Origin of the sequence: Lactiplantibacillus sp. B652, assembly GCF_023806745.1 — a bacterium.
GTDB classification, from domain to species: domain Bacteria; phylum Bacillota; class Bacilli; order Lactobacillales; family Lactobacillaceae; genus Lactiplantibacillus; species Lactiplantibacillus pentosus.
The window spans coordinates 313,052-337,648 of sequence record NZ_JAMSKY010000001.1 but is presented as its reverse complement, the minus strand read 5'-3'; the positions used below and the strand labels follow the sequence as shown (position 1 = coordinate 337,648).

Genomic DNA, 24,597 nt, shown 5'->3' with positions numbered 1-24,597 from the left:
AAGCTTGATTGAAGGCTAATTGATAGGACAGGTCGGCTCAAGTTAGTCTCGCACGACGGCTTAAAAGCAGTAATGCTGCTCGGCTACTTTCTGCTAAAAGCAACTAGTCGCTCTGTGTAGCGCTCATTCAACTTACTTTTCCAGATAAGCGTCTTTAAAGTTGTAGTTGGTGCCGGACGTGTTATAAATCAGGCCCTTCAACTTCGGATTGACCATCTGCGCAATCGTGTTTTGCGTTAAAGGTACGACGCCGGATTCAGTGCCGATAATTTTTTCGGCGCGGCCCATCGCTTGCCACCGCGTTGAATTGTTAGTGGCAGTTTGAGCCTGCTTGATGGCGGCGTCGTAGTCGGCATTGTTCCACTTACCAAAGTTGTAGTCGTTAGTCGATGTCAGGATGCCCAGGTCTGAGATTGGATCCGCGAAGTCTGCTTGCCAGCCCGAGATGGCAAGCTCGAAGTTGCCGGCCGTTTCACGTGCTAACCGATTTTTAAACGGCAAAGTGATGTCAGTAATCTTGAGGCCCGGTAATTCCTTTTGCCATTGTCCTTCCAGGTATTCAGCCGTTTCCTTAGTCTGGTCAACGCTGTCATGGGTGAGCGAGAGCGTCAACGATTTTTTACCGACTTCTTTGAGTCCTGCTGCCCAGAGTTGTTTAGCCTTAGCGTCATTTTGCGTTACGGCTTCTGCGACACTGTTTTCAGTGGCAAAATCTTCACCAGTCGTTGGGTCGGTGGCTAAGCCCGTGGTGACGAAGCCTTTAGGCACGGTCGACCCATCGCCGAGGACGTTTTTAACGAGTTCTTGCCGATCAATGACCAGCGACATCGCCTGGCGTAACTTGGCGTTGGCTAAAGCGGGGACTTTCTTCTGATTGAATTCTAGGTAGTTCAAACGGGACGTCTTCCGAAGGACTAATTTCGGATTATTACGTTCATTTTTGACCTGCTCACCGCTCAAGGTTGCCATATCGAGCTTGTTGCTCTGGAAGAGGTTGAACCCAGTGGTCGGTGACTTGACGACTTGGTCATTGATGCGTTCGAGATAGACGTGGCGTTTGTCCCAATAATGCGGATTGCGTTTCAAGGTCCAGGTCGTATTCGTGCCTTTCCAGCCGGTCATGGTAAACGGCCCGTCATAGACCATCTTGCTGGCAGTCGTCCCGTAGTCCTTGCCATAGTCTTGAACCGCGTGTTGATTTTGTGGGAAGAAGATGGCAAAGCCCATCAAAATCTTGAAGTAGGCCATCGGTTTATCCAAAGTGACAGTCAGTTTATATTTACCATCAGCTTTGATTCCCAAACTATCGACCTTCGCCTTGCCATTCGTAATCTGTTCAGCATTTTTGATGCCGGCGTATAAGTAAGCGTACTGTGAAGCGGTCTTCGGATCGATCGTCCGCCGCCAACTATAAACAAAGTCCTGTGCGGTCACCGGGTCGCCGTTACTCCACTTGGCATTTTTACGCAAGGTGAAGGTGTAGGTCTTCTTGTCCTTCGAAACGACGGTATTGGTGGCAATCCCAGGTGTGATTTTATTATTGGCACCAATGCGGTAGAGGCCTTCCATCGTGTTATTGATCATGTTGGCACTAATGGAATCGGTCACGAGGGACGTATCTAGTGTCGTTAACTCGGAACCATTTTCGGACCAATTCAAAACTTGGCTACTAGCCATGTCTGATTTCAAATTTCCCCCATTATCTGAAGCAGTATGACTCTGACTGCAGGCTGCCAATAGTAAGCCGGATGTCGCGGCAGCGGTCGCAGTTGTTACGATAATTTTCCATTTCATATGTGAACTCCCCCCAACTGGATGCTCACGAGGATACATTAAAGGATAATGAGAATCAATTTTTCAGCGCTAATAATTAAGGTAATTAACACGCGTTGAGCTCGTTAATAATTAAAAGTACCAGTTAGCTGGATTGCTGTTCGTCCGCCGAGAGCTTCCTAATCCGACCTCCGGGGCTGGCTGACGAACAGCACACCAACTAACTCGCAACATTTCCAGCGGTCCTAAGCTGGCTGTCTTTGAACGCAAAAACGGGCTCCCACCATACTGCAGGGAGTCCGTAATTAGTGTGTTTTAGTGACAAATTTTTCCAACTGGCTACTCGATTAAGTAGCGTGAATCCTATTTAGCCATATAAGCACTCTTGAAGTTGTAGTTGATACCGGCTGTGTTGTAGACGAGGCCTTTCAACTTTGGATTGACCATTTGAGCGACCGCGTTTTGGGATAATGGTGCGACACCTTGGTCAGTGCCCAATGTCTTGGCAGCGGTCGAAAGTGCTTGCCAGCGTTTCTTCGTGCTGGTGGTGCTGTTGGCCGTATTGATGGCACTGTCGAAGGACTTGTTCGTCCACTTACCGAAGTTGTAGTCGTTGGTCGACGTCATGATGCCTAAATCAGAGACGGGGTCAGCGAAATCGGCCTGCCAAGCAGAGATGACGAGTTGGAAGTTACCGGCCAGTTCACGAGAAATTCTGGTCTTGTATGGAACCGTGACACTTTGAACCTTCAAGCCAGGTAGTTCCTTCTCTAATTGCCCTTGAACGTATTCAGCGAGGGCCTTCATTTGGTCCGTATCGTCATGCGTCAATGTCAAAGTGACCGACTTCTTGCCTGTTTCTTCCAAGCCTTCCTTCCAAAGCTTCTTCGCCTTGGCGTTGTCTTGAGTTACGGATGATTTGACCGTGTTTTCAGTCGCAAAGTCCTTGCCCGTGGTTGGGTCAGTGGCCAGACCGGTCGTGACAAAGCCCTTTGGTGTGACGGAACCGTCACCGAGCACGTCGTTAACCAGTTGTTTGCGGTTAAGCGTCAAGGACATTGCTTGCCGGATCTTCTTGTTAGCCAAGAGCTTGACCTTCTTCTGGTTAAATTCCAAGTAGTTCAAGCGTGAAGACTTGCGGACGACTAACTTACTATTGTTCTTTTCGTTTTTAACTTGTTGTCCAGACAAGGTTGCCATATCCAGTTTGTTGCTCTGGAAGAGGTTGAAGGCCGTCGTGGTTGACTTGACAACTTGGTCGTTGATCTTCGTTAGGTAAACGTGCTTTTTATCCCAATAAGCTGAGTTACGTTTCAATGCCCAAGTAGAGTTCGTCCCTTTCCAACCGGTCATCTTGAATGGCCCGTCGTAGACCATCTTGCTGGCGCTCGTCCCGTAATCCTTGCCGTATTTTTCAACCGCATGTTGATTTTGTGGGAAGAAGGAGACGAAGCCCATCAGTAATTTGAAATACTGCATTGGTTTTTCCAGGGTGACCGTCAACTTGTACTTGCCGTCTGCCTTGATCCCCAGCGTACTTGGCTTGGCCTTGCCGTTAACGATCTTGTCGGCGTTCTTGATGCCAGAGTACAAGTAAGCGTATTGGGAAGCCGTCTTCGGATTGACGGTCCGTTGCCAGCCGTAAACGAAATCTTTGGCCGTGACTTGATCGCCGTTACTCCACTTGGCGTTCTTCCGCAGGGTAAACGTATAAGTCTTTTTATCTTTTGAAACGGTCGTCTTAGTGGCAATCCCAGGCGTGACCTTACTATTTTTACCGAGCCGATACAGGCCTTCCTGCGAATTGCTGATCATCGTGCCACTAACCACGTCGGTCGCAAGCGACGGGTCCAAAGTGGTCAAGTCTTGCCCGTTTTCTGACCAATTCAGAACTTGGGTGCTGGCCATCTTGGCCGTCGTATTGCCGGCGTTACTAGAGCTAGATGATGATTGCCCACAACCCACTAATAGAACCCCGGTGGTTGCGGTCAGTGTCGCAACAGTTGCAAATAATTTCCATTGCATAAAATATGTACCCCCTACTCAAATAAGTATGATATGTAGATGAGAATACATTAAAAATAGATTAAAAGCAATATAAACATTTTAATGGTTAACATTATTCAGTCAAAAAAGCTAGCACGACCTGTTGGAGGCCGTGCTAGCTTAATTAAGTAAACTAACGCGGGAATATTAGGGCTGATATCAATGCCCAAAACTTTGGTAGCGACATGTCAAAAGCCTGTCAGCGCTTGATTTCTGAAAGTTACGGATAGTCATAGCTAGTCCGCATTTATGTTTGAAAACTTAGCGCATACAGGCCAGAAACTAGTCAACACCAATTCCATGATGATGCAGATTTGAGCAGGGTTAAGCAAGACGAACCATTAGTCCTGTTGTAGCAACCGCACCCGAATGACTGCGGGAATCTTCGTCAGTTCGTCGATTAGTTGGGCATGTTGCGGTTGTTGTAAGTCGTCGACATCAATAATCGTATAGGCCGTTTGGTGCTTGGCAGCGTTGGCCATCGTCGTGATATTGAGGTTGGCTGCAGCCAGTTTCGCCGTGATTTGGCTCACCATGTTGGGCACGTTCTGGTGAATGATGGTAAAGCGGTAAGCGGCGTTGAATGGCACGTTTAGGTCCGGCAAATTGATGGCGGCGTGGACGTTGCCAGTCTCTAAGTAAGTCATGATGGTTCGCGCGGCCTGCGTGGCACCGTTGACCTCGGCTTCTAGCGTTGAGCCACCGATATGGGGGGTGACGGTGACGTCCGGGTTGTCAGCGAGCTGCGGTTCGCCAAAGTCGGTGTAGTAGTGCGCGATGTGATGTGCAGCGATGGCTGCTAAGGCGGCGGTATTATCCACGATGCCGAGGCGTGAATAGTTGAATAACTGGACACCGGCGGGCATTGCAGCGAAAGCTTCCGCATTAAGTAAATTTAGCGTGTCCGGATTTTTAGGAACGTGGACGGTGACGAAATCGGCGTGTTTAACGGCGTCGGTCAGGGTCGCGGCCCGCTGCACTTGTTTGGCAATATTCCAGGCAGCATCGGCGGATAGGTAGGGGTCATAACCAATCACGTTCATCCCCAGATTGAGAGCGGCGTTGGCCACTAGCGAACCGACGTGGCCCAGGCCAATCACAGCCAGCGTCTTACCCGTTAATTCGGAGCCGTTAAACTGGGTCTTGTCATGCTCAGTCCGCTGAGAAACGTCCGCCTCAGTGTGCTTCGCTGAATAGCTGGCAGCGGCCATCAAGTGGCGAGAAGCGACGATCAGAAGGCCGATAATCAGTTCCTTGACGGCGTTTGCGTTACTGCCGGGCGTATTGAAAACGGCGGTACCATTCGCGGTTGCTTGGTCGAGCGGAATGTTGTTGACACCGGCGCCAGCGCGAGCAATAACCTTGAGCGACGTGGGTAGTGTCTCATGGTGCAAGTTGACCGAGCGAATCAGATAGGCATCGGGCTGGTCAGACTGATTCAGCGCGTACTCGGCGGAAAAGGTATTGAGACCGGCTGGGGCGATGGCGTTGTAGGTTTTAATTTGATACATAACTAAATTCCTCCTCGGATCGTTCGAATATTAATGATGTTGGGCTTCAAATGCGGCTAAGTAGTCAACGAGGGCTTGGACCCCGGCAACCGGCATGGCGTTATAGAGACTGGCTCGCATGCCCCCAACGGAGCGGTGGCCCTTTAGATTCAAGAGACCGTGTTGGCTGGCACCAGCGATGACGGCGGCGTCTAGTTCGGCGTTGCCGGTGACAAAAGGCACATTCATCGTTGAGCGGTCGCTGGCTTTAACGGGATTCGTGAATAGTTGTGACTGGTCGAGAAAGTCGTACAGTAGCGCGGCTTTAGCGTGATTACGTGCTGTCATGGCTGCTAAGCCACCCTGTTGTTTGAGCCACTTGAGGACGAGCCCCGCGGCATAGATTGCAAAAACGGGTGGCGTGTTGAACATCGAGTGTTTGTCAGCGAACAGTTGGTAATCCAGCATGCTGGGGAGCTGTTGGGCGTGACCAATCAAGTCCTCGCGAACGATGACCAGTGTCAAACCAGCAGGGCCCAGGTTCTTCTGAGCGCCGGCAAAAATCAGGCCAAAATCACTGACGCGGTAGGATTCACCTAAAAAGTTAGAAGACATGTCGGCGACCAGTGGAATATCGCCGGTGGCTGGCAAATCGGTCGTCATGGTTCCTTCAATCGTATTGTTGGTCGTCAAATGAACGTAGTCGAGGGTTGGATCGAGTGGCTGTTCGATAACGGGTAGCCGGTCAAAATGGGTGGCGGCGCTACTGCCGAGGACGGTGACTTTGGTGCCAACGCGTTGGGCTTCGTCGCCAGCCCGTTGTGCCCAGTGTCCGCTATCTAGCAGGCCAATGTGGTGATGGTTCGTCGCGAGGTTCAACGGAGCAGCGGTGAACTGCAAGGTCCCGCCACCTTGAAAGAACAGCACTCGGTAGTTATCGGGAATCGCCATCAGGTCCCGCAAGTCCTGTTCGGCGTCATTGATGACTTGTTCGAACAGGTCGGAGCGATGGGAGATTTCCAAGATACTCATCCCAGAATTCTGAAATGACGGTAACGCTGCTTGAATTTGGGCAATGACGGGTTGCGGCAAGACCGCTGGACCAGCAGAAAAATTATAAATTGGCATAAGAAATCCTCGCTTTCGATTGTTTAATGGCAGTTAAACGGCTAATCGTCTGGAGCAGGTCGACCTAATCAAATCTCAATGGTTAGTCAGCTAGTACTAATGCCGAACCATCATCAGTTCGTGTATCAGGCAACCGTGGCGTTTCGCCCGATTAGTCGGTAACAACAAAAAAGTCCTCGCAGTCGATTTCGACTACCAGGACGGTTAATGACAATCTGAAGCAATTGCGCCCGGTAGCGAATGTCTAACATCCGTGCTCGGGCTGATTTGCGAACGCAAAATTAGGCCAACACAGATGAGTGCGTAGACCAGGAGGAACTGATATGATATTGATTATTGAGTTGTCGCTGTGCCATAATCAGTTAGACTCCTTTCGACTGACCGGTCATGATTGCCGGTGCTTGAATTGCGTTGGTATTAATTTAGCAAGCAAATTCTGGTTTGTCAAGCATGTTAATGAGAAAAACCTGTGACATCATCACTGTAATTAATAATAATCTAATCTTGGAGGCGCACAATGACAACCTTTTATGTGGTACGGCATGGTCAAACAACGGCCAATGCGCAAAATCTCAAACAGGGCACGATCAATACTGACATCACGCACCTAAATGCCGTGGGTCGGCAACAGGCCCAAACGCTACACGACGCGTTTGATATCAGTTTTGCGGACCGACTCATTTGTAGTCCACTCGACCGGACACAGGCAACCGCGGCTATTTTGAATGCAGGCCGTGACTTGCCCGTTAGTACGGATGAGCGGCTGTTGGAAATTTCATACGGTCAGTGGGATGGGCAGGCCAACGACCAATTATTGGCCGCCTATCCGCAGTATTTTGATCCAATGTTGCAGGACGTCTTACCGAGTTACGTCGATGTGGCGACGGACGGCGAGACGTTTACGCATGTGCAGCAACGAGTTCAAGCCTTTTTGACGGCGATGGCCCAGGCCTATCCAGATGAACAACTGATTGTTGTGACCCACGGCTTTACCGTCAAGGCCATGGCGCTCGCGGTGCTCCAACCAAAAGACCCGATGAGCCTGCCAGAGCCAGCCAATACCAGTGTGACCAAGATCGTCGTCGATGCCGTGCACGCGCGTCAATACTTGGCCTACTACAATCGGCTGCCACAGTTCTAATGGGTATCGCTTAACGAACCGCACATTCCGGATTACAATAGAGGTTGGTTTGAAATAACCACGTCCTGTTGAACCATATTTCAAATCCGAGTTTCATTCAGGCAACAACAGCAGACATCACATAAACTCCTAAGTGAGGCAGTCCTGGCAAATGCGAGGACTGCCTTTTTGGCATGGCATTATCGGGGAATCGGGCAGTTGGAGACTACATTTTCCAAATCGCCATCCAATGAACTGACCGGTTCAATCAGCGTAATAACTACGCGTTGTGCTAGTTATTCTTTAGCCTTAAAGATGGTTAAATCATGACAAGTTCTAAGTTCAAGGGCTGCCAGCTGAGACTCGCTGGAAGAAGTGCGACTTAGCGTAAACTTGCTGTTGTGGAGACGTCCTAGGCCGGCTTCCAGGTATTCGAAAGGCAGACATGTGCGGATTCAACTTTTTCTTAGATTAGTCGTTGATTCATAGTCTAAGGTCATTTTGACATTCAACTGTCAGACTAGTTTTTAATGATAGCTAAGCTTCCTAACCCATGTTTTAACTTTTCGAATCAGCAGTTTCACTGAATTTGTCACAACTTTCTATAATCGTCTGAGATAGCAAAGTCTCAAATTATAAACGAAGGTAATTTTATCAACTAAATTCAAGACTAATGTCCGTTGAATCTTGCGAATGAAATTTAACTTATTTTTTCAGTAATTAAGTGTGATAAAGCATTATTGACGCCGATTAAAAGTTTGCCTGAAGGACCAGTCACTTAATATTCAGTGGTCAATTGTACCCAGATAAGTGGCCGTTCATCCGCCATTCGAGCGGGTTCCCGACTGGAGGGGCTGGTTGACAATGCTCAAGGGCGAAATTCTTCTTGTCCGGGCGAATTTCCCGGGCTAGAAGAAGACTCGTATTTGAAATTGCGCAGTGGGGTTCTGCGTGAGTTCAAATCGATGTCCGCCCTGTTCCAGCGTTGTCAGCCAGCCCCGGAGGTCGGAATAAGACGCGCATCGGCTGACGAACAGGACGCCAACTGGTCATGATTTAACCATGAATCATGATAATTTAACTAGCACAATGCATAATAACTAGCGCCATGCCGAGTGATAAATTGACATGGCATATGATTGTAATATAATAAAGCAATTAAAAAATGATTAGATTAGCGAACTGGTTTCAGTTGTTGCTGGTGAGACTAGCGCCGTTTTGAAGCTAACAATCCGAGTAGGCGCCGTGTCATGAAACGTGATAGACGGGGATTGTTCAGAGCGAAATCGGCCTAATCAGCTAGAAAAGGGGGGATGATTATGAATCTAACGCACAAAAAGAATTCGATCTTTCAGAATATTCACTGGTACTTGACCAAAGCAGCGCCCAAATTTCCAAAGCTCAAGTATGGTTTGCTCCTGACCGTGACGATGAGTCTGATTTTACTAGTTGCGACTAGTGGCGTACCCATGTTGATTGTCTGGGGGTTGCAGGAGCAATTAGCATTTCCGCAGTTTGCCGGTTTCATCTTGTCAATTTGTGTCGGACTCGGGTGTTTGGTGGCTGGGCAAGCCGTTTATAAGACGTGGATGACGTGGGAGAATGCCAATCTCAGAATGCAACTGAGCGTGGATGATGGCGAGGGCTTTTTGAATTCGCCTTTTGAGGAGTCAATCGATACTGCCGTCCAGAAACAGCGCGCGAGGAGTAGTAAGCTGGGATACGAAGATGACGATAGTGGGGTCGCATTGCTGTGGCCCAGCTTCGTCGACTTTAGTGCAACGCTGATTTCGGTAGGGGTGATTGCCGGATTGACGCTGAGAATACAGTGGTGGAGCCCAATCGTCATTGTCACGCTGACCCTTTTGGCGGGAACCCTGCTGGTCAAGTTTGATCGCGGTCAGGAAAAGTTCAGAGCGAGTTTAGCAAACATTAATTTTATGCAGAAATATTTGTATAAAGAGGCGTTCAGGTTAGGGGCCGGCAAAGATATCAGACTCTATCACTTGCGACAGCAGTATCATCAAAAAATCGCCGCCTTATCGCAACAGATGCTAGCGGTACAGCGCCAACTTGACCGGGAGAAAATCAAAGCCGTGTGGGTCGTTTGCCTGATTGATAGTGGCCAATTGATTTTGTTATACGTGCCATTAGTGATGCAGGTGAGTTCACACCACTTATCGCTACCGGCTTTCACCTTTTTCTTTACCCTGTTAGGCACCTTAAGCAACCTGGTTCGGAAGGGTGCGACCGAATTTTCGCAGATGATTGTGGCCAACGAGAACTTATCGGTGGGCCGCGATTATTTAGATTACGCGGCACAATTCATCACGTCTGATTCAGAGCAGCACCAACCGCAAAATAAGGCGCAAGTGGAAAAATCGAGTTTAGAAACGTCAGCTATCATTATCCAAATCATGATCAGAAAATTATCGATGATGTTAGTTTTGTCATCCACAAAAACACGGCGGTGGCGCTGGTCGGGCTCAATGGCGCGGGTAAATCCACGCTGGTCGCGCTACTGATGGGCTTACTGAAGCCGACTAGTGGCACGATTTTGATCAATGATCAGCCCAGTGAGGCGTTTGATTATCATGACTATTTGGGGCTGTTTGCACCCGTTTTTCAGGAATCCGCGACGTTTGCAGATACGTTAGAAAACAACATTACTTTTGGAAAAACAGCTACCCCGGCCTTGGAAGCCGCCATCAGACAGTCTGGATTGTGGAAGGACGTCCAGGACTTGCCGGCAGGGCTGCAAATGAATTTGACACAGTACGTCGATGATCAGGGGATGAGCCTGTCAGGTGGGCAATCTCAGAAGCTGATGCTGGCCCGAGCGCTATATCAAAAGCGGCCAGTGTTGATTCTGGATGAACCGACTGCGGCCCTGGATGCGCTAGCTGAAAGTGAACTGTATCAGCACTATCACGACTTGTCGAAGGGGACGATTTCCATCTTCATCTCCCATCGCTTGGCCTCGACGCAGTTTGCGGACATTGTCTTCTTCGTTCAGAATGGCCGAATCGCGGATGCGGGGACCCATCAGGATTTGATGAAAGTCAATCCAGCCTATGCAGCCCTCTACCACGCGCAAAGTCAATATTATCAGGAGGGGGATGGCACGGATGCAACGGAATAAATTCGGACAATTTAACGCGGATTTGACCAAGGCCCGGAGCTATATCAGATATGCCAATCAGCTATATCCACATGTTTTTGGTATTCAGTTGTGTGCCTCGGTGATTTCGACCATCAGCATCTTCGTCAATATCTTCTTTATTGGCCAAATCATCAACCTGCTCGTGCGTGCGGAAGACCAACCAATCGTGGTTTGGCGAACAGTCGGCTTCTTATTGATCTTGTTGGTTTTGAATCTAATCAGCGAATATTTCAAAGTGCGGGCGAACTCGGGTGCACATCTGATTTTGGCCCACGCACGGCGCAACATGGCGACCAAAATGTTAGACGCCGACTATCCGACTTTTATTGACCCGGCCTTTAGAAAGCTGTATAGCACGGTCAAAACTGGCTTCACTTACACGGGTGGTTTTACGGTTTTCGTGGCCAATATTTTGAACGGACTGATTTCGTTTGGGACCACTTGTGTGCTGGCGGCTGGTTCGCTTGTCGTGATGATTTTGGCCCATGCGACGACTCATGATCCATTGGGGAATTTCGTTAATTCGCCGTGGTTCATCCTGGTCGTCATCGGCTTGGTCGTGATTCCACTGCTTAGTTCGCGACCAATTACGACTGCGAGAAGTCAAATCATGAAGCAGTTTTTCGCCTATAATATTCAATTCAATCGGGTGCTCGACTATTACGGCGAGATTTTATTTAAAACGCCGATTTTTGGCAAGACACTCAGATTGTATGATCTGACTGGTAAAACAGTTAGGAAGGCGCGTGAGGACGTCTACCAGCAGATCAAAAAAGACGCTGATTTTCAGGTCAGGGTCGCGCAGGTTGCCAGCATGAATACGTTGATTACATATGGTGTTGTCGGTTTATTGTATCTATTAGTCTCGATGAAGAGTGCCACTAGGGCCATTGGAGTCGGGAGCGTGGTCGTCTATGTTGGCTATTTACAGCAATTAATGGCCACGTTAGCCACCGTTTTTAGTGCTTGGGGCCAACGAGAAAGCTCATTTAAAACAATGGATCAGTATATTCAGTTCATGAATTTTGGCGATACCACCGATGATTCTGGTAAACGACCGCTTCCGGACTTGGGGACGGACTGCCAAATCGAATTTAGCCACGTGTCTTATCGCTATCCTGGAAGTGACAGGTGGGCGTTGAACGATATCAACCTGACCATCCACAAGGGCGAACGGTTAGCCATTGTCGGGCCTAATGGGAGTGGCAAGACGACGCTGGTGAAATTGTTGGTCAAACTAATTCAACCGACATCTGGCACGATCAAGATTAATGGTGTCAACATCGATGATTTAAGCGTTGCTGACTATCAAGCCCTGTTTTCGGTGGTGTTTCAGGACTTCTCATTATCTAGTTTTTCAGTCAACGACAACGTTTCGTCGGCGCCCACACTGAATGCGGCCCGGGCCAAACGGTCGTTGAAACTAGCTGGCGTCTGGGAAAAGATTGCGAGCCTTCCGCATCAAGGTGAAACCGCGATTGGGACGCAGTTGGATGCTAATGGCGTCCAATTCTCTGGTGGTGAATTACAAAAAATCGCCATTGCCCGGGCTTGGTACAAAGATGCGCCCATCATTGTGCTAGATGAACCGACCGCTGCGTTAGACCCAATCTCTGAAGCGGAGATTTATGCGCACTTCAATGAGCTGGTTGCCAATAAGACGGCGGTCTATATTTCTCATCGCATGAGCTCGACTCGCTTCAGCTCACGGATCCTCGTTTTAAATCACAGCGCCATCGTTGAAAGCGGGACACATGCAACGCTGATGGCCCAGCACGGCCTCTATTACAACTTATTCTCACAACAAGCGAAGTATTATCAGTGATGGGGTTAGAAATGTGCTAGTCAGGGTAAAATGTGTCGATTCTTAAGTTAAAAGGCAGCCAGCTTAGGACCACTGGAAACAGTGCGAGTTTGCGTCAATTTTCAGTGGAGGTGACGTCTAAGCCAATCACTGGTGCATTTTCCTCATCTTTCCGCTAACTACTACTAATGATCGAAATCCGCTGAGATATCAGTCATTAAAACGGTACCAAAAATACAGAAGCGGTATAATATAAATTGTATTTAAAAATTAGATGAGGTGAGTAAATAATGACTTATTCGGCAGCAGGGACACGCTACGATCAGTTGCCAATACGGCGTGTCGGTAAGACTGGGTTACAATTACCAGTGATTTCGTTAGGATTATGGCGGCATTTCGGGGATGAAGCCCCGTTTGCCCGTTCACGGGAAGTCGTGTTAGACGCATTTGACCATGGTGTCTTCAGCTTTGACTTAGCCAATAACTATGGACCATCGAAAGGCTCGGCAGAACGGACTTTTGGACAAATTATGCAACGTGATTTGAAACCCTATCGTGATGAGTTAGTCATTACGACTAAGGCGGGTTATCCCGCTTGGCCCGGGCCATATGGGGCGTTTGGCTCACGCAAGACACTGATTAGCTCATTGGATTGGAGTCTCAAGCAGATGCATCTGGATTACGTCGATATTTTCTATTCACATCGTCCAGACCCTAATATTGATTTACAGGAGACGGCCCAAGCGCTTGATCAACTCGTTCGTCAGGGGAAGGCGCTGTACGTCGGGATTTCCAACTACGACCGGGACCAGACCGCGACGATGATTCAGTATTTCAACGACATGCACACACCGTTCACGGTCAATCAGTATTCTTACAATATGTTGAATCAGCAGGCCCAGACGACCGGTTTATTGGACTATCTTGGCCAACATGGTGCGGGACTAGTAGCATACGGGCCATTGGCGGAAGGACTGCTGAGCCAGCGCTATTTAGACGGCATTCCAGCGGATTTCCCAATCCATCGCACCAATAAATATCTGTTTGAACAGGGGACACAGCCTGTCGTGGCGCAGTTGAATGCCTTAAATGACATCGCACAACAGCGCGGTCAAACCTTGGCCCAAATGGCGTTAGCTTGGTTATTGCGGTCTCAAACGGTTACCAGTGTCATCATTGGTACGACGAGCATCGACCACTTACACGCCAACCTTGACGCGGCTAAACAGTTGTACTTTAGTGCCGATGAAGTCGCAGCAATCACCGCGATTTTGAAGTAGGTCACGTCGCTGATATTCGGTACTGTAACGCAAAGATGACGTGGCGTTAGTGAGCGTCGTAACAGATGCTGCTATGGTTGAAACGAGTAACGGTTAGCCGGACCGCCACAGGATGTTGGGATTATGGTATTCGACGACCGAATTTTAATAAAAATGGCGCTTCAAGTAGACGAATCCACTTGAGGCGCCATTTTAGGTGGCAATGATGGTCAGAATCAGCTAGCCGATTGAAAGGGATTGGTTCACGATTCTAAACACAGTTGATTTAGCTGCTGATTAGTCAAAAAATGATGACAATGTTCGGTAATCCCGGTAGTTAAGCGTGTTATTAGTTGGCACTCGCAATCACTGATGGTTACAAACGACCGTAAAATCAACGTCATCAAAATGTAATGCTTTTTGTCGAACGTACGTTCTAAAAGTGTGCTATGATAGAGCTACTATTTCGATGAGGTGATGGACATGGAACAGCTGAAACCAATTGAAGCGTCGATATTACAAGCCTATGAGTTGAACTGCGTTGTCCGGCTCACATTGAGCGATGGCCGTCAGCCAAGCGGGCTCATTGCGGCTGTGAACGACCATCAGCTACTATTGAATCAACAAGCTGGCGTGGTGAACCAGGTCGCCCTGGACGACGTCACAGCCATTGACTTTTTAGCGCAGTCATGGTGGCAGCGCTAAGCCTAAAGGTCGTATTTGGCGATGATTTCGCGCCGACGAAAAGCCGTAATGGCACCAATTAAATCTAGTGGTAAGGGGGCATCCAGTGGGAATTGGATGGCCCCTTTACTCGTCTTATAGGCGGTCAACTTGGCTTGAAAAGCAGTCACCGCGCTGGGCGTTGGGTATAAGCCAAAGTGGTGCTGGTTGAGTGCGAAGTGAATCACATTCTCATGCCAATAAAAGGTCGGCATTTGGTATTTGAGCTGTTCTTCAGCGCCTGGTAGATTGGTGGCAATCGTCTGACGAATGGCAGTGAGCTGGTCGCGATAGGCTGCTGGTGCGGCCGCAATATAAGTATCAATGGGTGTCATTAGTCGTCTCCTGTTCGCGTAGTTCGGTGACTAGGTTGGCGTCCGGCGCTACCGTCAAGGTTTTGGCTGGACCACTGAAAGTCACTAAGCCAGCTTTGGCCCCCTTGGGTTTATGCATTTGACCCACGGTGAGGACGTCGACGGGGACGCGCTTGAGTTGTCGGCCCTTACTATAATAAGCCGTCAAGACGGCTGCTTCGTGCAAGGTCCGTTCGCTCGGATGTGTACTGTGAATGACGACGTGCGACCCCGGAATTTCACCGCCCGCGTGCATCCAGTAATAATCTTTGCGCGCCGTCATGGTCAGGTGGTCGTTTTGGTGGCTATTTTTGCCGACCTCGACTAAGACATGGTCATGGGTGTAAAACCGGCGCGGGTGAGCGGGTTCTGGCGCTTTCGATGAATGCAAAACCTGGGTGTGAATCGCACCGGCGTCGATCAATTTTGCTTTGAGTGTCGCCACTTGTTGGGCATCAGTCGGGTCAAAATTAGCTTGGGTCGTGAGCTGTTGTTGTAACTCGGCCTCAGCCTTAGTCAGGCTAGCTTGAACGGTCGCACGGCCGCGTTTGCTCTTGCGGTAGCGTTTGAAATAATCTTCGGCATTTTCCATAATTGATTTTTTAATATCAAGTTGAATACTGAGTTGGTGGCCGGGATGTTGATAGTCCGGTAATTCGACGAAATGATGGCGACCATCGATCTGGCTGGCATAAGTCTTCAACAGTGTCCCCTTGAGCTGCAGGTCATCGGCCACTGGCAGGTGTGCAAGCGCCTTCGTCAGCGACTCGATTTGCTTGCGTGTGTGATGAATCAGGTGCGCCAAGCCATGCTGGACGAGCGCAGCATCGTTTTCAGGTAAGGTTGTCATGAATACGTTCCTCTAATCTCTAAAAGTTAACGTCTCAATGATAACACGTTCCGGATAGTCAGCGGTATCATAGTCGCTGATGGCTAAAAAGGTGCGGGCTGGTGCGGCTCCCATGGTCAATTTATTAAGATTGAAAAAAGTTGAGCATTTTTCAGAAAATTCCGGTATTCTAGTACTTGGGAGTTGAGAGAGAAATGCAGAAAACATTGATTATTAATGCGGGTAGTTCGTCTTTGAAATGGCAATTATTTGCCATGCCTGCCGAAACCGTCGTCGCGAGTGGGTTGGTTGAGCGAATCAGTATGCCTGGTTCGATTTTTACCATCAAGTACGGTGACCATCAGAAATTTGAGAAGACTGTCGACCAATTGAGTCAAAGTCAGGCTGCTCAGATGCTATTAGATGAATTACAGCAGTTAGCAATTATTGAATCCTTATCAGAAATCACGGCGGTGGCGCACCGCGTCGTGGCGGGTGGCGAAACCTTCAAGCAGGCGGTCGCAATCACGCCGGAAGTGTTGACCGCCATCAAACAGTTGAGTGATTTTGCACCATTACACAATCCGATGGAAGCGCGTGGTATCGAAACGATGGCCAAAGCCTTGCCAGACGTGACGCAATACGCCGTGTTTGATAGTCAGTTCTTTACCGATTTGCCTGAAATGAACGCGATTTATAGTCTGCCCTATGATTTAACGCAACAGTATCACATTCGGCGCTATGGTGAACACGGCATTTCCCACGGTTACTTGACCGGGCGTGCGGCCACGCTATTAGATCAGCCACAATCAGAAGTTAACCTGGTGACGTTGCATTTAGGGAGCGGTTCTTCCCTAGCCGCAGTCAAAGCTGGCCGGGCGTTTGATACGTCGATGGGCTTTACGCCACTGACTGGGGTGACGATGGGCACGCGTGCGGGGGATGTCGACCCGGCACTGCTGCCATTCTTGATGAAGGTCCTAAAGACGACTGACCCGAACGAAATCATGACGTTACTCAATGACCAGTCCGGCTTATTAGGACTCTCAGGAGTGTCCTCAGATATGCGTGAAATTCGAGCCCAGGAAGCCACCAATCCGCAGGCCCACTTGGCGATTGAAATCTTCATCAACCGAATCGTTAAGTACGCCGGGAGTTATCTGACAGAGTTGAAACACGTGGATGCGTTAGTCTTCGCTGGCGGTATTGGTGAGCATAATCCGAAGCTCCGGCAACAAATCGTTGATGAACTCAGCATTTTTGGTGTCAAACTGGATGCGGACTTGAACGCCGCCGGGCAGGAAGGTGTCATCAGCAGTCCCGACTCGCAAATCAAAGTGTTACTGATTCCGACTAACGAAGAGTTGGCAATGGTGCGCCAGGTCGCCGTGCTGCAAAATTAAGCTTCTCTTAATTCGGAAGCGGCAACGACCCCTAGACGAACAGCCGTGCTATACTAACTGACAAGGATCCCATAATGGGACTTGTAAGGAGGGAAGCTCTCGTCGCAGAGCGCATAGATGATCGGTTTATTGATTGCTTTAGTAATTGGTTTGTGGTTGCTCAAAGTTATCTTTAAAATTGGTTTCAAAATTATTGGTTGGGTGTTCATGATTGCCATCGGGTTATTTTTATTCAAAATTGCCCTATGGCTCGGCCTAATCGTTGTCGCAATTGCCGGTGTCGCTTTATTCGGAAGTGCCACGACTTAACGTGAAGATAAATTGAGTAACTTAAAAAATCGTTTTACCCATTGCTAGTGACGGAATTGAATCGATACTAGCATGGTCAAAACGACTTAAATATCGTTAAAAAGGCCGCCTCGAATCTGAGGCGGCTATTTTTTAATGGTTGTCATACGCATTGTGTTAGTTAATTTGTCTGGCTTACTGTTCGTCAGCTGATGCGCTTCCTAGTCCGACTTCCGGGGCCGGCTGACAACGCTGGAACAGGGCGGACATCGATTTGAACTCACGCAGAAACCCACTGCGCAATTTCAAATACGAGTCTTCTTCTAGCCCGGGAAAACCTCCCGGACAAGAAGAATTTCGCCCTTGAGCATTGTCCGGCGGGCCGGACAGTCGGTAACCCGCTCGAATGGCGGATGAACGGCCACCTATCTTGGTGCAACTGACCACTGAATATTAAGTGGCTATCCTTCAGATGAACTTTGAATTGGTATCGTTAATGATTTGCGTAATTTATATATCGGTAAATTGCCTGCAGATAATCATTCACTTCAATGGAAACTCGCCTCATAATTAGACGATAACAGCGCCAATTGCCCTCAATTCAGGCCTTCAATTTCTCAGGCGACTATACAGCTTTTGCAAGTATTGACGGCTTTTAGAATTAAAATGCGAGTGAACCGGCCTAAAAATTATCGAAACCAACCTCAAAGTTAATTACTAAAACAACTGTTTACTAAGAATCAATGTCCACTCCAATAAAAGTTGAGTCCGCACACATCCGCCTTTCGAATACCATCCCGGCTGGAAGGTATTCTGGGCAAGGCCCAGTGGTGAAATTTCACTTAGCAAGCGTCCTTTGCTTGGTTAGTGAAAGACCAGTATTTAAGACGTGGGTTGTCGGCTTAAATCTGTGTCCACCACGTTTCCGGCCATTGCCCAGAATGCCTGGAAGCCGGCGTAGGACGTCGCTACAACAGCACGTTTACGCTAATTCGCACTGTTTCCAGCGGTTTTCAGCTGGCGGCACTTGAACTTAGAAAATAGCATGATTCAATCAGCTTTAATGCTAAAGAACACTTATGCGAAGATTAACAGCGAGTGCCTAAGTAGACGAGTAATAAGCCGCCAATCAAGCTAAGGGCTAAGTATAGCCCGGCGACGCGCCGATGCTGGTGGCGACTGAGTAAGACGATTTCGTTGATCATTGTTGAGAACGTGGTGTAGCCGCCCATGATGCCAGTACCTAAGAAGACTTGCCAGTGTCCAGATAGTGGGCTTGTCAGAATCCACCCCAGCAGGAAGGCGCCAGTCAGGTTGATAAAAAGTGTGGCGACTGGTAAGGTCCACCGCTGATTGAGAGGCCGCGCCAACTGCATGATGCCGTAGCGGCCGAGTGCCCCGAGTGCCGCCCCACCGCCAGCTAATAAGACTAAACTAAACATTACGCCTCACCCTCCGGTAACCAGTGTTCACTGAGCAAGTTTCCAGCTAGTCCAGCCAGTAGCCCCAGTCCGATGCTGACAACAATAGACAGCAATGCCGAAACGCTATGGCCACTTTGATAGCTCTGTAGCGTTTCAAAAGTGAAGGTCGAAAAGGTGGTGAAGCTGCCAATCAGCCCAACACTCATGCCCGTAATAATGGCCTCAGAGACTGGTAAACGGGCTGGTAGCAGCGTCGTAATCAGACTCAGAACAAAGGCGCCGACGATATTGATGAGGCACGTGATCCAGAAATGTTGTGGCCAGGTCACAAGGAGGCTGAGTGCTTCTCGCAACCCGCCGCCTAGAACGGCAAAGGCGGCGATGGCGATGATTTTTTTCAATATTGACACCCGCTTTCTGAAAGTAACTCTAGTTTACTGAAAGTTGGACCTGAGGACAATCCGTCAGTCGGACCTTGCAAAATAAAAATAAACATGCTAATCTACAAAGTAACTTATGAAAATACGAGGTATTCAGCCGATGCGCAACTAATTAATTCTAGTAACTGAACAGTCACCAACCCGATATGAAGGGGTGGACTGTCCGTTTTGGGATTAATTAGAGGTGCTGGCTGAATCGATGGTCAGCGGTCTCATGATTTGAGGGCGTTTTTTTGTGTCCGCAAATCATGATGGACAATTAATCCCTGCAGTAAAGGGGATGTTGATCAATGACAATGATTAATTTAACGAAGATTCAAAAAAATGTGGCGGGACGGGCACTATTTACGATTGACCATTTGGTGGCGACCACCGGTGATAAGATTGGGGTCGTCGGTCGCAATGGGACGGGAAAATCAACGCTTGCCCATTTGATCACCGGAGTAGATACCGATTACCGTGGACAACTGGTGACGGATGCGCCCGTCAGTTATGTGCCACAACTGGCTCCGACACTCGATCAGAGTGGCGGCCAAGCAATGATGTCCATAATCCGCCAAGCCTTGAGTGCCCGACCCGCAATCTTGATTTTAGATGAGCCGTCGTCAAACTTGGATGAGGCGCATCAACAGTGGCTGGTGGCGCAATTACAAGGGTTTCATGGCCTGTTGATGTTGATTTCGCATGACCGCCACTTGTTGGATGCGGTAACCAATCAGACGTGGGCATTTGAAGACCAACGGGTTCAAGCCTATGCGGGTAATTATGCCCATTATCGTGAAGTCCGCGACCAACAACGGCAGACGCAGGAAGTGGCGTATCAGCGTCAGATGCGTCATCAACGTGACTTGTTGGCGGCTCAACAACAGCGTCATGAAAAGGCTCAGCGGATTCGAAAGGGCAATCGGCGGATGTCAGCGGCTGAGCGGTCCAAAACGAAATCCTTGCGAGAAGCGACGGCGGCCAAGATGGAGCGGACGGCGAAGCGAATGGTTGCACGGGGGGCACACGAACCGCAAGTCGCCAAACCATTGACGCAACGTGGGTTTAAATTGGTGGCGACTGACTTTCCAAGCTTTACGGGGAAGACCGTCGTGACGGGCCTTAACGTGACGTTGAAGCAATATGGCAAAACGTTGCTGACGCACGCTGATTTTCAAGTGCTGCCTCATGAACGGGTCGCAATCGTGGGACCCAATGGCAGTGGCAAGACGACCTTATTACAGGCGATACTGTCCCGACGAGTCTCTGGGCTAACATTAGCGCCGGCCGCTAAAGTCGGCGTCTTCAATCAAGATATGACGATGCTGGATGGCGAGCATTCTGTCTGGGAGACGGTCCGGCGAGCGAGTCAATTACCGGACCAAACGATTCGTAACGTCATGGGCGCACTCGGCTTGCCAGCCCGTTTTTATCAACAACGAGTGGCCGCATTGAGTGGTGGCGAACTGGTTAAGCTCCAGTTGGTCGCCATCTTAGTCGGACAATATAACGTGCTGATGCTCGATGAACCGACCAACTACCTGGATGTCGACGCACTTGAAGCGTTGGCAGCTTATCTGCAAGACTATCCGGGCACCGTTCTGTTCGTCTCACATGACCAGTCATTTCGGGATGCCGTGGCGACGCGGACGCTACAATTGACCGATCAGCAACTGCTTGATTTTGCTCAGGTCGCCGTAGCCCCCAAACCTGCGGAAGCGGATATTGCCGTTCTGCAATTCAAATATGACCAGCTGATGGTGGACCCTGCGGCAACGACCGCCGAAATTCAAGCGTTAAAGCACCAAATCGATCAATTAAAAGCATGATCAAAGGCCGCCCAACTAGTCATAATGCTAGTTGGGCGGCCTTTAGATGATGGTTATGTCCATGGAACTACGAAGACGCCGATTTGTAATAAAATGACACCTGTAATCACGATGCCCCAGTCCACCTTGGTGAGTGGAATCTGGCGGTAGTGGGTCCGGGGCGCGTCCTCAACGAATCCGTGCGAACGCATCGCCTGTGCCAGATTTTGCGACCAGTTGATCGAGATTAAAATGGCTTTGAAGTAGAGCTGCGGCGACCAGAAGGAAAGCACTTGGCCACGCATCAGTCCCGCCGTCCGAATCACCTGAACTTCGTGGCGGATTCGTGGTACCAGGTTGTAAGCAGCCAAGACGCCATAGGCAAATTTGGCCGGCATGTGCCAATTTTGTTCCAACGAATCGGTCAGCTGTAGGACGTCGGTCGAGAGCGTAAACGTCGCACCAGTAAAGACGAAGGCATAGATTCTAGTGAACAGTACCCAGGCCATCAACGTCCGGTCGCCGCTACCGTTAATATATTGGGTGCTCCATAAGCCAATCGCCGGCAACAGTGGCAACAGGACTAACCAGCCCAGCGTCCGCAGTCGGGTCCGGTGTGCCAGCAAATAAATGATGGCTAGGATCACCAGTGCGACGTTGAGACTAACGATGGTCGTGAATGAAATTTCTAACGCGATAATCAGTAATAATAATAACTTCATACTTGGATTCACGGTCGCACCACCCAATCTAACTGATGATTTTCAAAATGCAGCTGATAGTCGATCAACGGCAATAGTCCGGTCAATTGATGACTGATAATGATCAAGGTCTGCTTAGTTGCGGCCTGCGTCTCAGTCAGCAGTGCCACCAGTGCGTTGACAGAGCGCAAGTCCAAGCCTTTCAACGGTTCATCCATTAAGAGTACTGGCGATTGCATGATCAGCATTAATAAAATCTGTAATTTCTTTTTCTGCCCCTCACTCAGCGTATAAATAATTTGGTCGTCACGTCCCGCCAAGTTGAGTTGGGTGAGCGCGGCTTGAATTCGTTCGGGCGTAAAGTAATCACCGTACGCATAATGCTGACTTTGCGCCAATTCTTCAGCGACCGTGATGTTTAAAAACTGAGTTTCAGCATCTTGAAACAGTAAGGCAACGTGCCGCGCATAGCGTTTGCGTTTTAATTTTGCAATGGGCGTACCGTTGTAGCGAATCTCGCCACCGTATGAATGCAAGCGGACGAGGGCTTCAAAGAGTGTCGACTTGCCACTGCCATTGGGACCCGTAATCAGCGTGTTATGGTGGGCGAGTAACTGCCGCGTCGTTGGTGCAAGTAGTTCCCGGTCACCCGCTGCAAGGGTCACCTGATCTAACTGAAAGCACGGTTTGGTCACTGGTTCCGGTGCCGTCCACGCCCGCTGAGGTTGGTCAGTGAAAGCGGCAAATAGTTGTGGCCATTCGGACTGGGCAACAGGGACTAACTGGTGATTCGTCAGCCGCACCACTTGGTCTACGAGCTGATCATAACCCGCTAAGTCGTGGTCAGCTAGGATAATCGTTTTGCCGTGTTGGTCGCGCAATTCAACGAGTCGTTCGAGTAGTCCGGCGCGGGCTTCCGGGTCCACGCTGGCAAAGGGTTCGTCGAGCAAGATCACATCGCTATCCATCGCCACGATAACGGCGAGGGCAACCTTTTGTTTTTCACCACCCGATAGCTGGTTCAAGAGCCGCGGTTGTAGGTGCTCAATCCCCACGAAGGCCAGTGCGTGCCGCAATCGTGCCATCATCTGTGAGCGGGGCACTTGTAGGTTCTCCAATGCAAAAATCAACTCGTGTTCGACCGTGTCCATGGCAAACTGTTGATTTGGATTTTGAAACATCATCGCGACGTGCCGCGCGCGATGATTAGCGGGTAGGTCGTTTAATGATTGACCGTCAAACGTGATACTGCCGGACGCGTCGGCTAGCGATAAGCCCCCCGCCATCAATTGAAGCAGTGTTGACTTGCCAGTTCCCGACGGCCCCGTTAATAAGGTGAACTGTTGTGACGGTAACGTTAAATTAACGTGTTCCAGAATGGGTGTCGGCGCCTGTGGATATGAATATGTTAAGTTGTTCAGCGCGATACGAGCCATTCTTGATTCCTCCATACCAAAGTGCGAGATTAATGTGTCGATTTGAGAACGTGGCTACGTTCAAGTAAGTCAGTAATTGCCTTGGTCAATAGACCACCGAAGACGAACATTGAGATGAAGCGCACGACTAAGTATAAGATCAGTAGCCAGAGCTGTAGTTTGAAATAGCCATTACGAGCCAGATCCCAGCCAAACGTCACCAGCGTGGTCGTGGCGGCCGCAGCCGTTAATCCTAACCAATCGTAGTGTTTGTAGCCGGTTGCGATGTAGCCCAGTTCGGCCCCGAACCCTTGAACGATCCCCGAGATCAAGGTCGTGATACCCCATTGGCCGCCAAAGAACATTTCGACCGTCGCTGCGAGCAGTTCGCCTAAGGTGGCGGAACCCTTTAAACGAATCAGGTAGCCCGCCAGCATCCCTGGCATGCACCATAAGCCCAAAAGTAGTTCGTTGGCGAGGCCGCTGAGCCCAAACGGTGTCAGTGCTGCACTCAGCACGTTATAAACAAAGTTGGTCCCCATAAAAATCGCCCCAAAGAAAATCCCGATAAGGGCCAGCAAAATAATGTCGTTCAAGTACCATGATTTAACCCATTTCATTGTTAAATCCTCCCAAAATAGTTTGTCATTCACGCATCTAAGCGACAAAAAACGCCCACCACAAGTAACAGTGGCAGGCGGCTAAGTCTGAATTGATGGTTCCCCAAATAAAGCATTGCTCCCTGCGCTGGCATTGTCCAGATTCAGGTTCAATGGGTATTATCTCAGCCGCAATGGCACCCCAGTTGCTATGAATGATACGTTCAGTGTAACGGATAATCACGTTGAGTGCAATCAAATTTCCAGAAACCAAAGCAAAGTACGATGAAAAATCACAATTTTGTGGTTTACTAGGGTTAAAGCACGGCAATTGATTAATATTCTTAGGAGGGATGTTGATGGCTGAATCAGTGTATGACTTTACCGAAACGGAAATGAGTGGTGAGACACTCGACTTGTCGCAATATCGCGGGCAAGTGTTATTGATCGTGAATACGGCCAGTAACTGTGGCTTGGCGCCGCAATTTAAAGGATTAGAAGAACTCTATCAGAAGTATCATCAAGAAGGATTAGTGGTGCTTGGCCTGCCGTCTAACCAATTTCATCAAGAAAAGGCTGATGATGAGGAGACCCACGACTATTGTCAACGGCACTATGGCGTCACCTTCCCAATGACGAAGCGCGTGATGGTCAATGGTGACCAGGCGGACCCGTTGTTTACTTATTTGAAACAAGCGGCGGGACATGGGCGCATCAAGTGGAACTTTACCAAGTTCTTGATTGGCCGCGATGGTCGCGTCCTCGAACGGTATGCGCCGACGACTCGCCCAGCAACGTTTGAGGCTGCGATTCGCGATGCTTTGGCAGACCGTTCTGAAGATTAATATG

Annotated in this window: 21 protein-coding genes and 1 riboswitch; of the genes, 10 read left to right on the top strand and 11 right to left on the bottom strand. The window is 49.2% G+C overall.

Going from position 1 to position 24,597, the window contains the following annotated elements; genetic code table 11:
* Positions 1–132: 132 nt before the first annotated feature.
* The 4 genes from MZO40_RS01445 to serC form a co-directional block, all read right to left on the bottom strand.
* Entirely contained in the window at positions 133–1,794 is a 1,662-nt protein-coding gene (locus MZO40_RS01445; RefSeq protein ID WP_105961515.1) for a peptide ABC transporter substrate-binding protein, read from the bottom strand.
* 342 nt (positions 1,795–2,136) lie between these two features.
* Entirely contained in the window at positions 2,137–3,798 is a 1,662-nt protein-coding gene (locus MZO40_RS01440; RefSeq protein WP_105961514.1) for a peptide ABC transporter substrate-binding protein, read from the bottom strand.
* Between the two features lie 362 nt (positions 3,799–4,160).
* Positions 4,161–5,330 carry a phosphoglycerate dehydrogenase gene (locus MZO40_RS01435; RefSeq protein WP_088770229.1) on the bottom strand — a complete coding sequence of 390 codons (1,170 nt, stop codon included), beginning with the start codon at positions 5,328–5,330 and terminating at the stop codon, positions 4,161–4,163.
* A 30-nt stretch (positions 5,331–5,360) separates the two neighbouring features.
* Complete coding sequence (gene serC, locus MZO40_RS01430; RefSeq protein WP_105961513.1) at positions 5,361–6,437, bottom strand: 3-phosphoserine/phosphohydroxythreonine transaminase; 1,077 nt, start codon at positions 6,435–6,437, stop codon at positions 5,361–5,363.
* A 517-nt stretch (positions 6,438–6,954) separates the two neighbouring features.
* Here serC and MZO40_RS01425 point away from each other — a divergent pair.
* The 6 genes from MZO40_RS01425 (at position 6,955) to MZO40_RS01400 (ending at position 14,488) form a co-directional block, all read left to right on the top strand.
* Positions 6,955–7,578, top strand: coding sequence for a histidine phosphatase family protein (locus tag MZO40_RS01425; RefSeq protein WP_105961512.1), 624 nt, complete (start codon positions 6,955–6,957; stop codon positions 7,576–7,578).
* Positions 7,579–8,876: 1,298 nt separating this feature from the next.
* A complete protein-coding gene (locus tag MZO40_RS01420; protein ID WP_165861010.1) occupies positions 8,877–10,082 on the top strand; it encodes a hypothetical protein in 1,206 nt (401 codons plus the stop codon).
* Positions 10,028–10,699: an ABC transporter ATP-binding protein gene (locus MZO40_RS01415; RefSeq protein ID WP_165861011.1), complete on the top strand. Its 672-nt coding sequence runs from the start codon at positions 10,028–10,030 to the stop codon at positions 10,697–10,699. The genes MZO40_RS01420 and MZO40_RS01415 overlap by 55 nt, the downstream gene beginning before the upstream one ends.
* On the top strand, positions 10,686–12,545 hold the full coding sequence (locus MZO40_RS01410; RefSeq protein WP_165861012.1) for an ABC transporter ATP-binding protein: 1,860 nt from the start codon (positions 10,686–10,688) through the stop codon (positions 12,543–12,545). Before MZO40_RS01415 ends, MZO40_RS01410 begins: the two co-directional genes overlap by 14 nt.
* Before the next feature lie 269 nt (positions 12,546–12,814).
* Complete coding sequence (locus MZO40_RS01405; protein ID WP_252133057.1) at positions 12,815–13,804, top strand: aldo/keto reductase; 990 nt, start codon at positions 12,815–12,817, stop codon at positions 13,802–13,804.
* 462 nt (positions 13,805–14,266) lie between these two features.
* Positions 14,267–14,488 (top strand): hypothetical protein, encoded by a 222-nt coding sequence (locus tag MZO40_RS01400; protein WP_252133056.1) that lies wholly within the window; start codon positions 14,267–14,269, stop codon positions 14,486–14,488.
* Between the two features lie 2 nt (positions 14,489–14,490).
* Here the strand turns inward: MZO40_RS01400 and MZO40_RS01395 are convergent, their stop codons facing one another.
* Positions 14,491–14,841 (bottom strand): iron chaperone, encoded by a 351-nt coding sequence (locus MZO40_RS01395; protein WP_101872665.1) that lies wholly within the window; start codon positions 14,839–14,841, stop codon positions 14,491–14,493.
* Entirely contained in the window at positions 14,828–15,709 is an 882-nt protein-coding gene (locus tag MZO40_RS01390) for an NFACT RNA binding domain-containing protein (RefSeq protein WP_105961707.1), read from the bottom strand. Before MZO40_RS01390 ends, MZO40_RS01395 begins: the two co-directional genes overlap by 14 nt.
* Positions 15,710–15,903: 194 nt before the next feature.
* Between MZO40_RS01390 and MZO40_RS01385 the strand changes: the two genes are divergently transcribed.
* Entirely contained in the window at positions 15,904–17,091 is a 1,188-nt protein-coding gene (locus MZO40_RS01385) for an acetate/propionate family kinase (RefSeq protein ID WP_105961708.1), read from the top strand.
* Between the two features lie 129 nt (positions 17,092–17,220).
* Positions 17,221–17,400 (top strand): small multidrug resistance protein, encoded by a 180-nt coding sequence (locus MZO40_RS01380; protein WP_225083503.1) that lies wholly within the window; start codon positions 17,221–17,223, stop codon positions 17,398–17,400.
* Positions 17,401–18,467: 1,067 nt separating this feature from the next.
* On the opposite strand, the gene MZO40_RS01375 is transcribed toward MZO40_RS01380, so the two are convergent.
* Positions 18,468–18,821, bottom strand: coding sequence for a CrcB family protein (locus MZO40_RS01375; protein ID WP_050337908.1), 354 nt, complete (start codon positions 18,819–18,821; stop codon positions 18,468–18,470).
* Positions 18,821–19,204 (bottom strand): CrcB family protein, encoded by a 384-nt coding sequence (locus tag MZO40_RS01370; protein ID WP_105961240.1) that lies wholly within the window; start codon positions 19,202–19,204, stop codon positions 18,821–18,823. The genes MZO40_RS01375 and MZO40_RS01370 overlap by 1 nt, the downstream gene beginning before the upstream one ends.
* Before the next feature lie 329 nt (positions 19,205–19,533).
* Here MZO40_RS01370 and MZO40_RS01365 point away from each other — a divergent pair, with 329 nt between their 5' ends.
* A complete protein-coding gene (locus MZO40_RS01365) occupies positions 19,534–21,054 on the top strand; it encodes an ABC-F family ATP-binding cassette domain-containing protein (protein WP_105961239.1) in 1,521 nt (506 codons plus the stop codon).
* 53 nt (positions 21,055–21,107) lie between these two features.
* On the opposite strand, the gene MZO40_RS01360 is transcribed toward MZO40_RS01365, so the two are convergent.
* Genes MZO40_RS01360 through MZO40_RS01350 form a run of 3 tightly spaced genes read right to left on the bottom strand, consistent with a single transcriptional unit; the run spans position 21,108 to position 23,769 of the window.
* Entirely contained in the window at positions 21,108–21,767 is a 660-nt protein-coding gene (locus MZO40_RS01360; RefSeq protein WP_105922129.1) for an energy-coupling factor transporter transmembrane protein EcfT, read from the bottom strand.
* Positions 21,764–23,170: an ABC transporter ATP-binding protein gene (locus tag MZO40_RS01355; RefSeq protein ID WP_122217606.1), complete on the bottom strand. Its 1,407-nt coding sequence runs from the start codon at positions 23,168–23,170 to the stop codon at positions 21,764–21,766. The genes MZO40_RS01360 and MZO40_RS01355 overlap by 4 nt, the downstream gene beginning before the upstream one ends.
* Before the next feature lie 29 nt (positions 23,171–23,199).
* Positions 23,200–23,769, bottom strand: coding sequence for an ECF transporter S component (locus tag MZO40_RS01350; RefSeq protein ID WP_105961237.1), 570 nt, complete (start codon positions 23,767–23,769; stop codon positions 23,200–23,202).
* Between the two features lie 100 nt (positions 23,770–23,869).
* Positions 23,870–23,963: riboswitch (TPP riboswitch) on the bottom strand.
* 144 nt (positions 23,964–24,107) lie between these two features.
* Between MZO40_RS01350 and MZO40_RS01345 the strand changes: the two genes are divergently transcribed.
* Positions 24,108–24,593 (top strand): glutathione peroxidase, encoded by a 486-nt coding sequence (locus tag MZO40_RS01345; RefSeq protein ID WP_021336862.1) that lies wholly within the window; start codon positions 24,108–24,110, stop codon positions 24,591–24,593.
* Positions 24,594–24,597 lie beyond the last annotated feature (4 nt).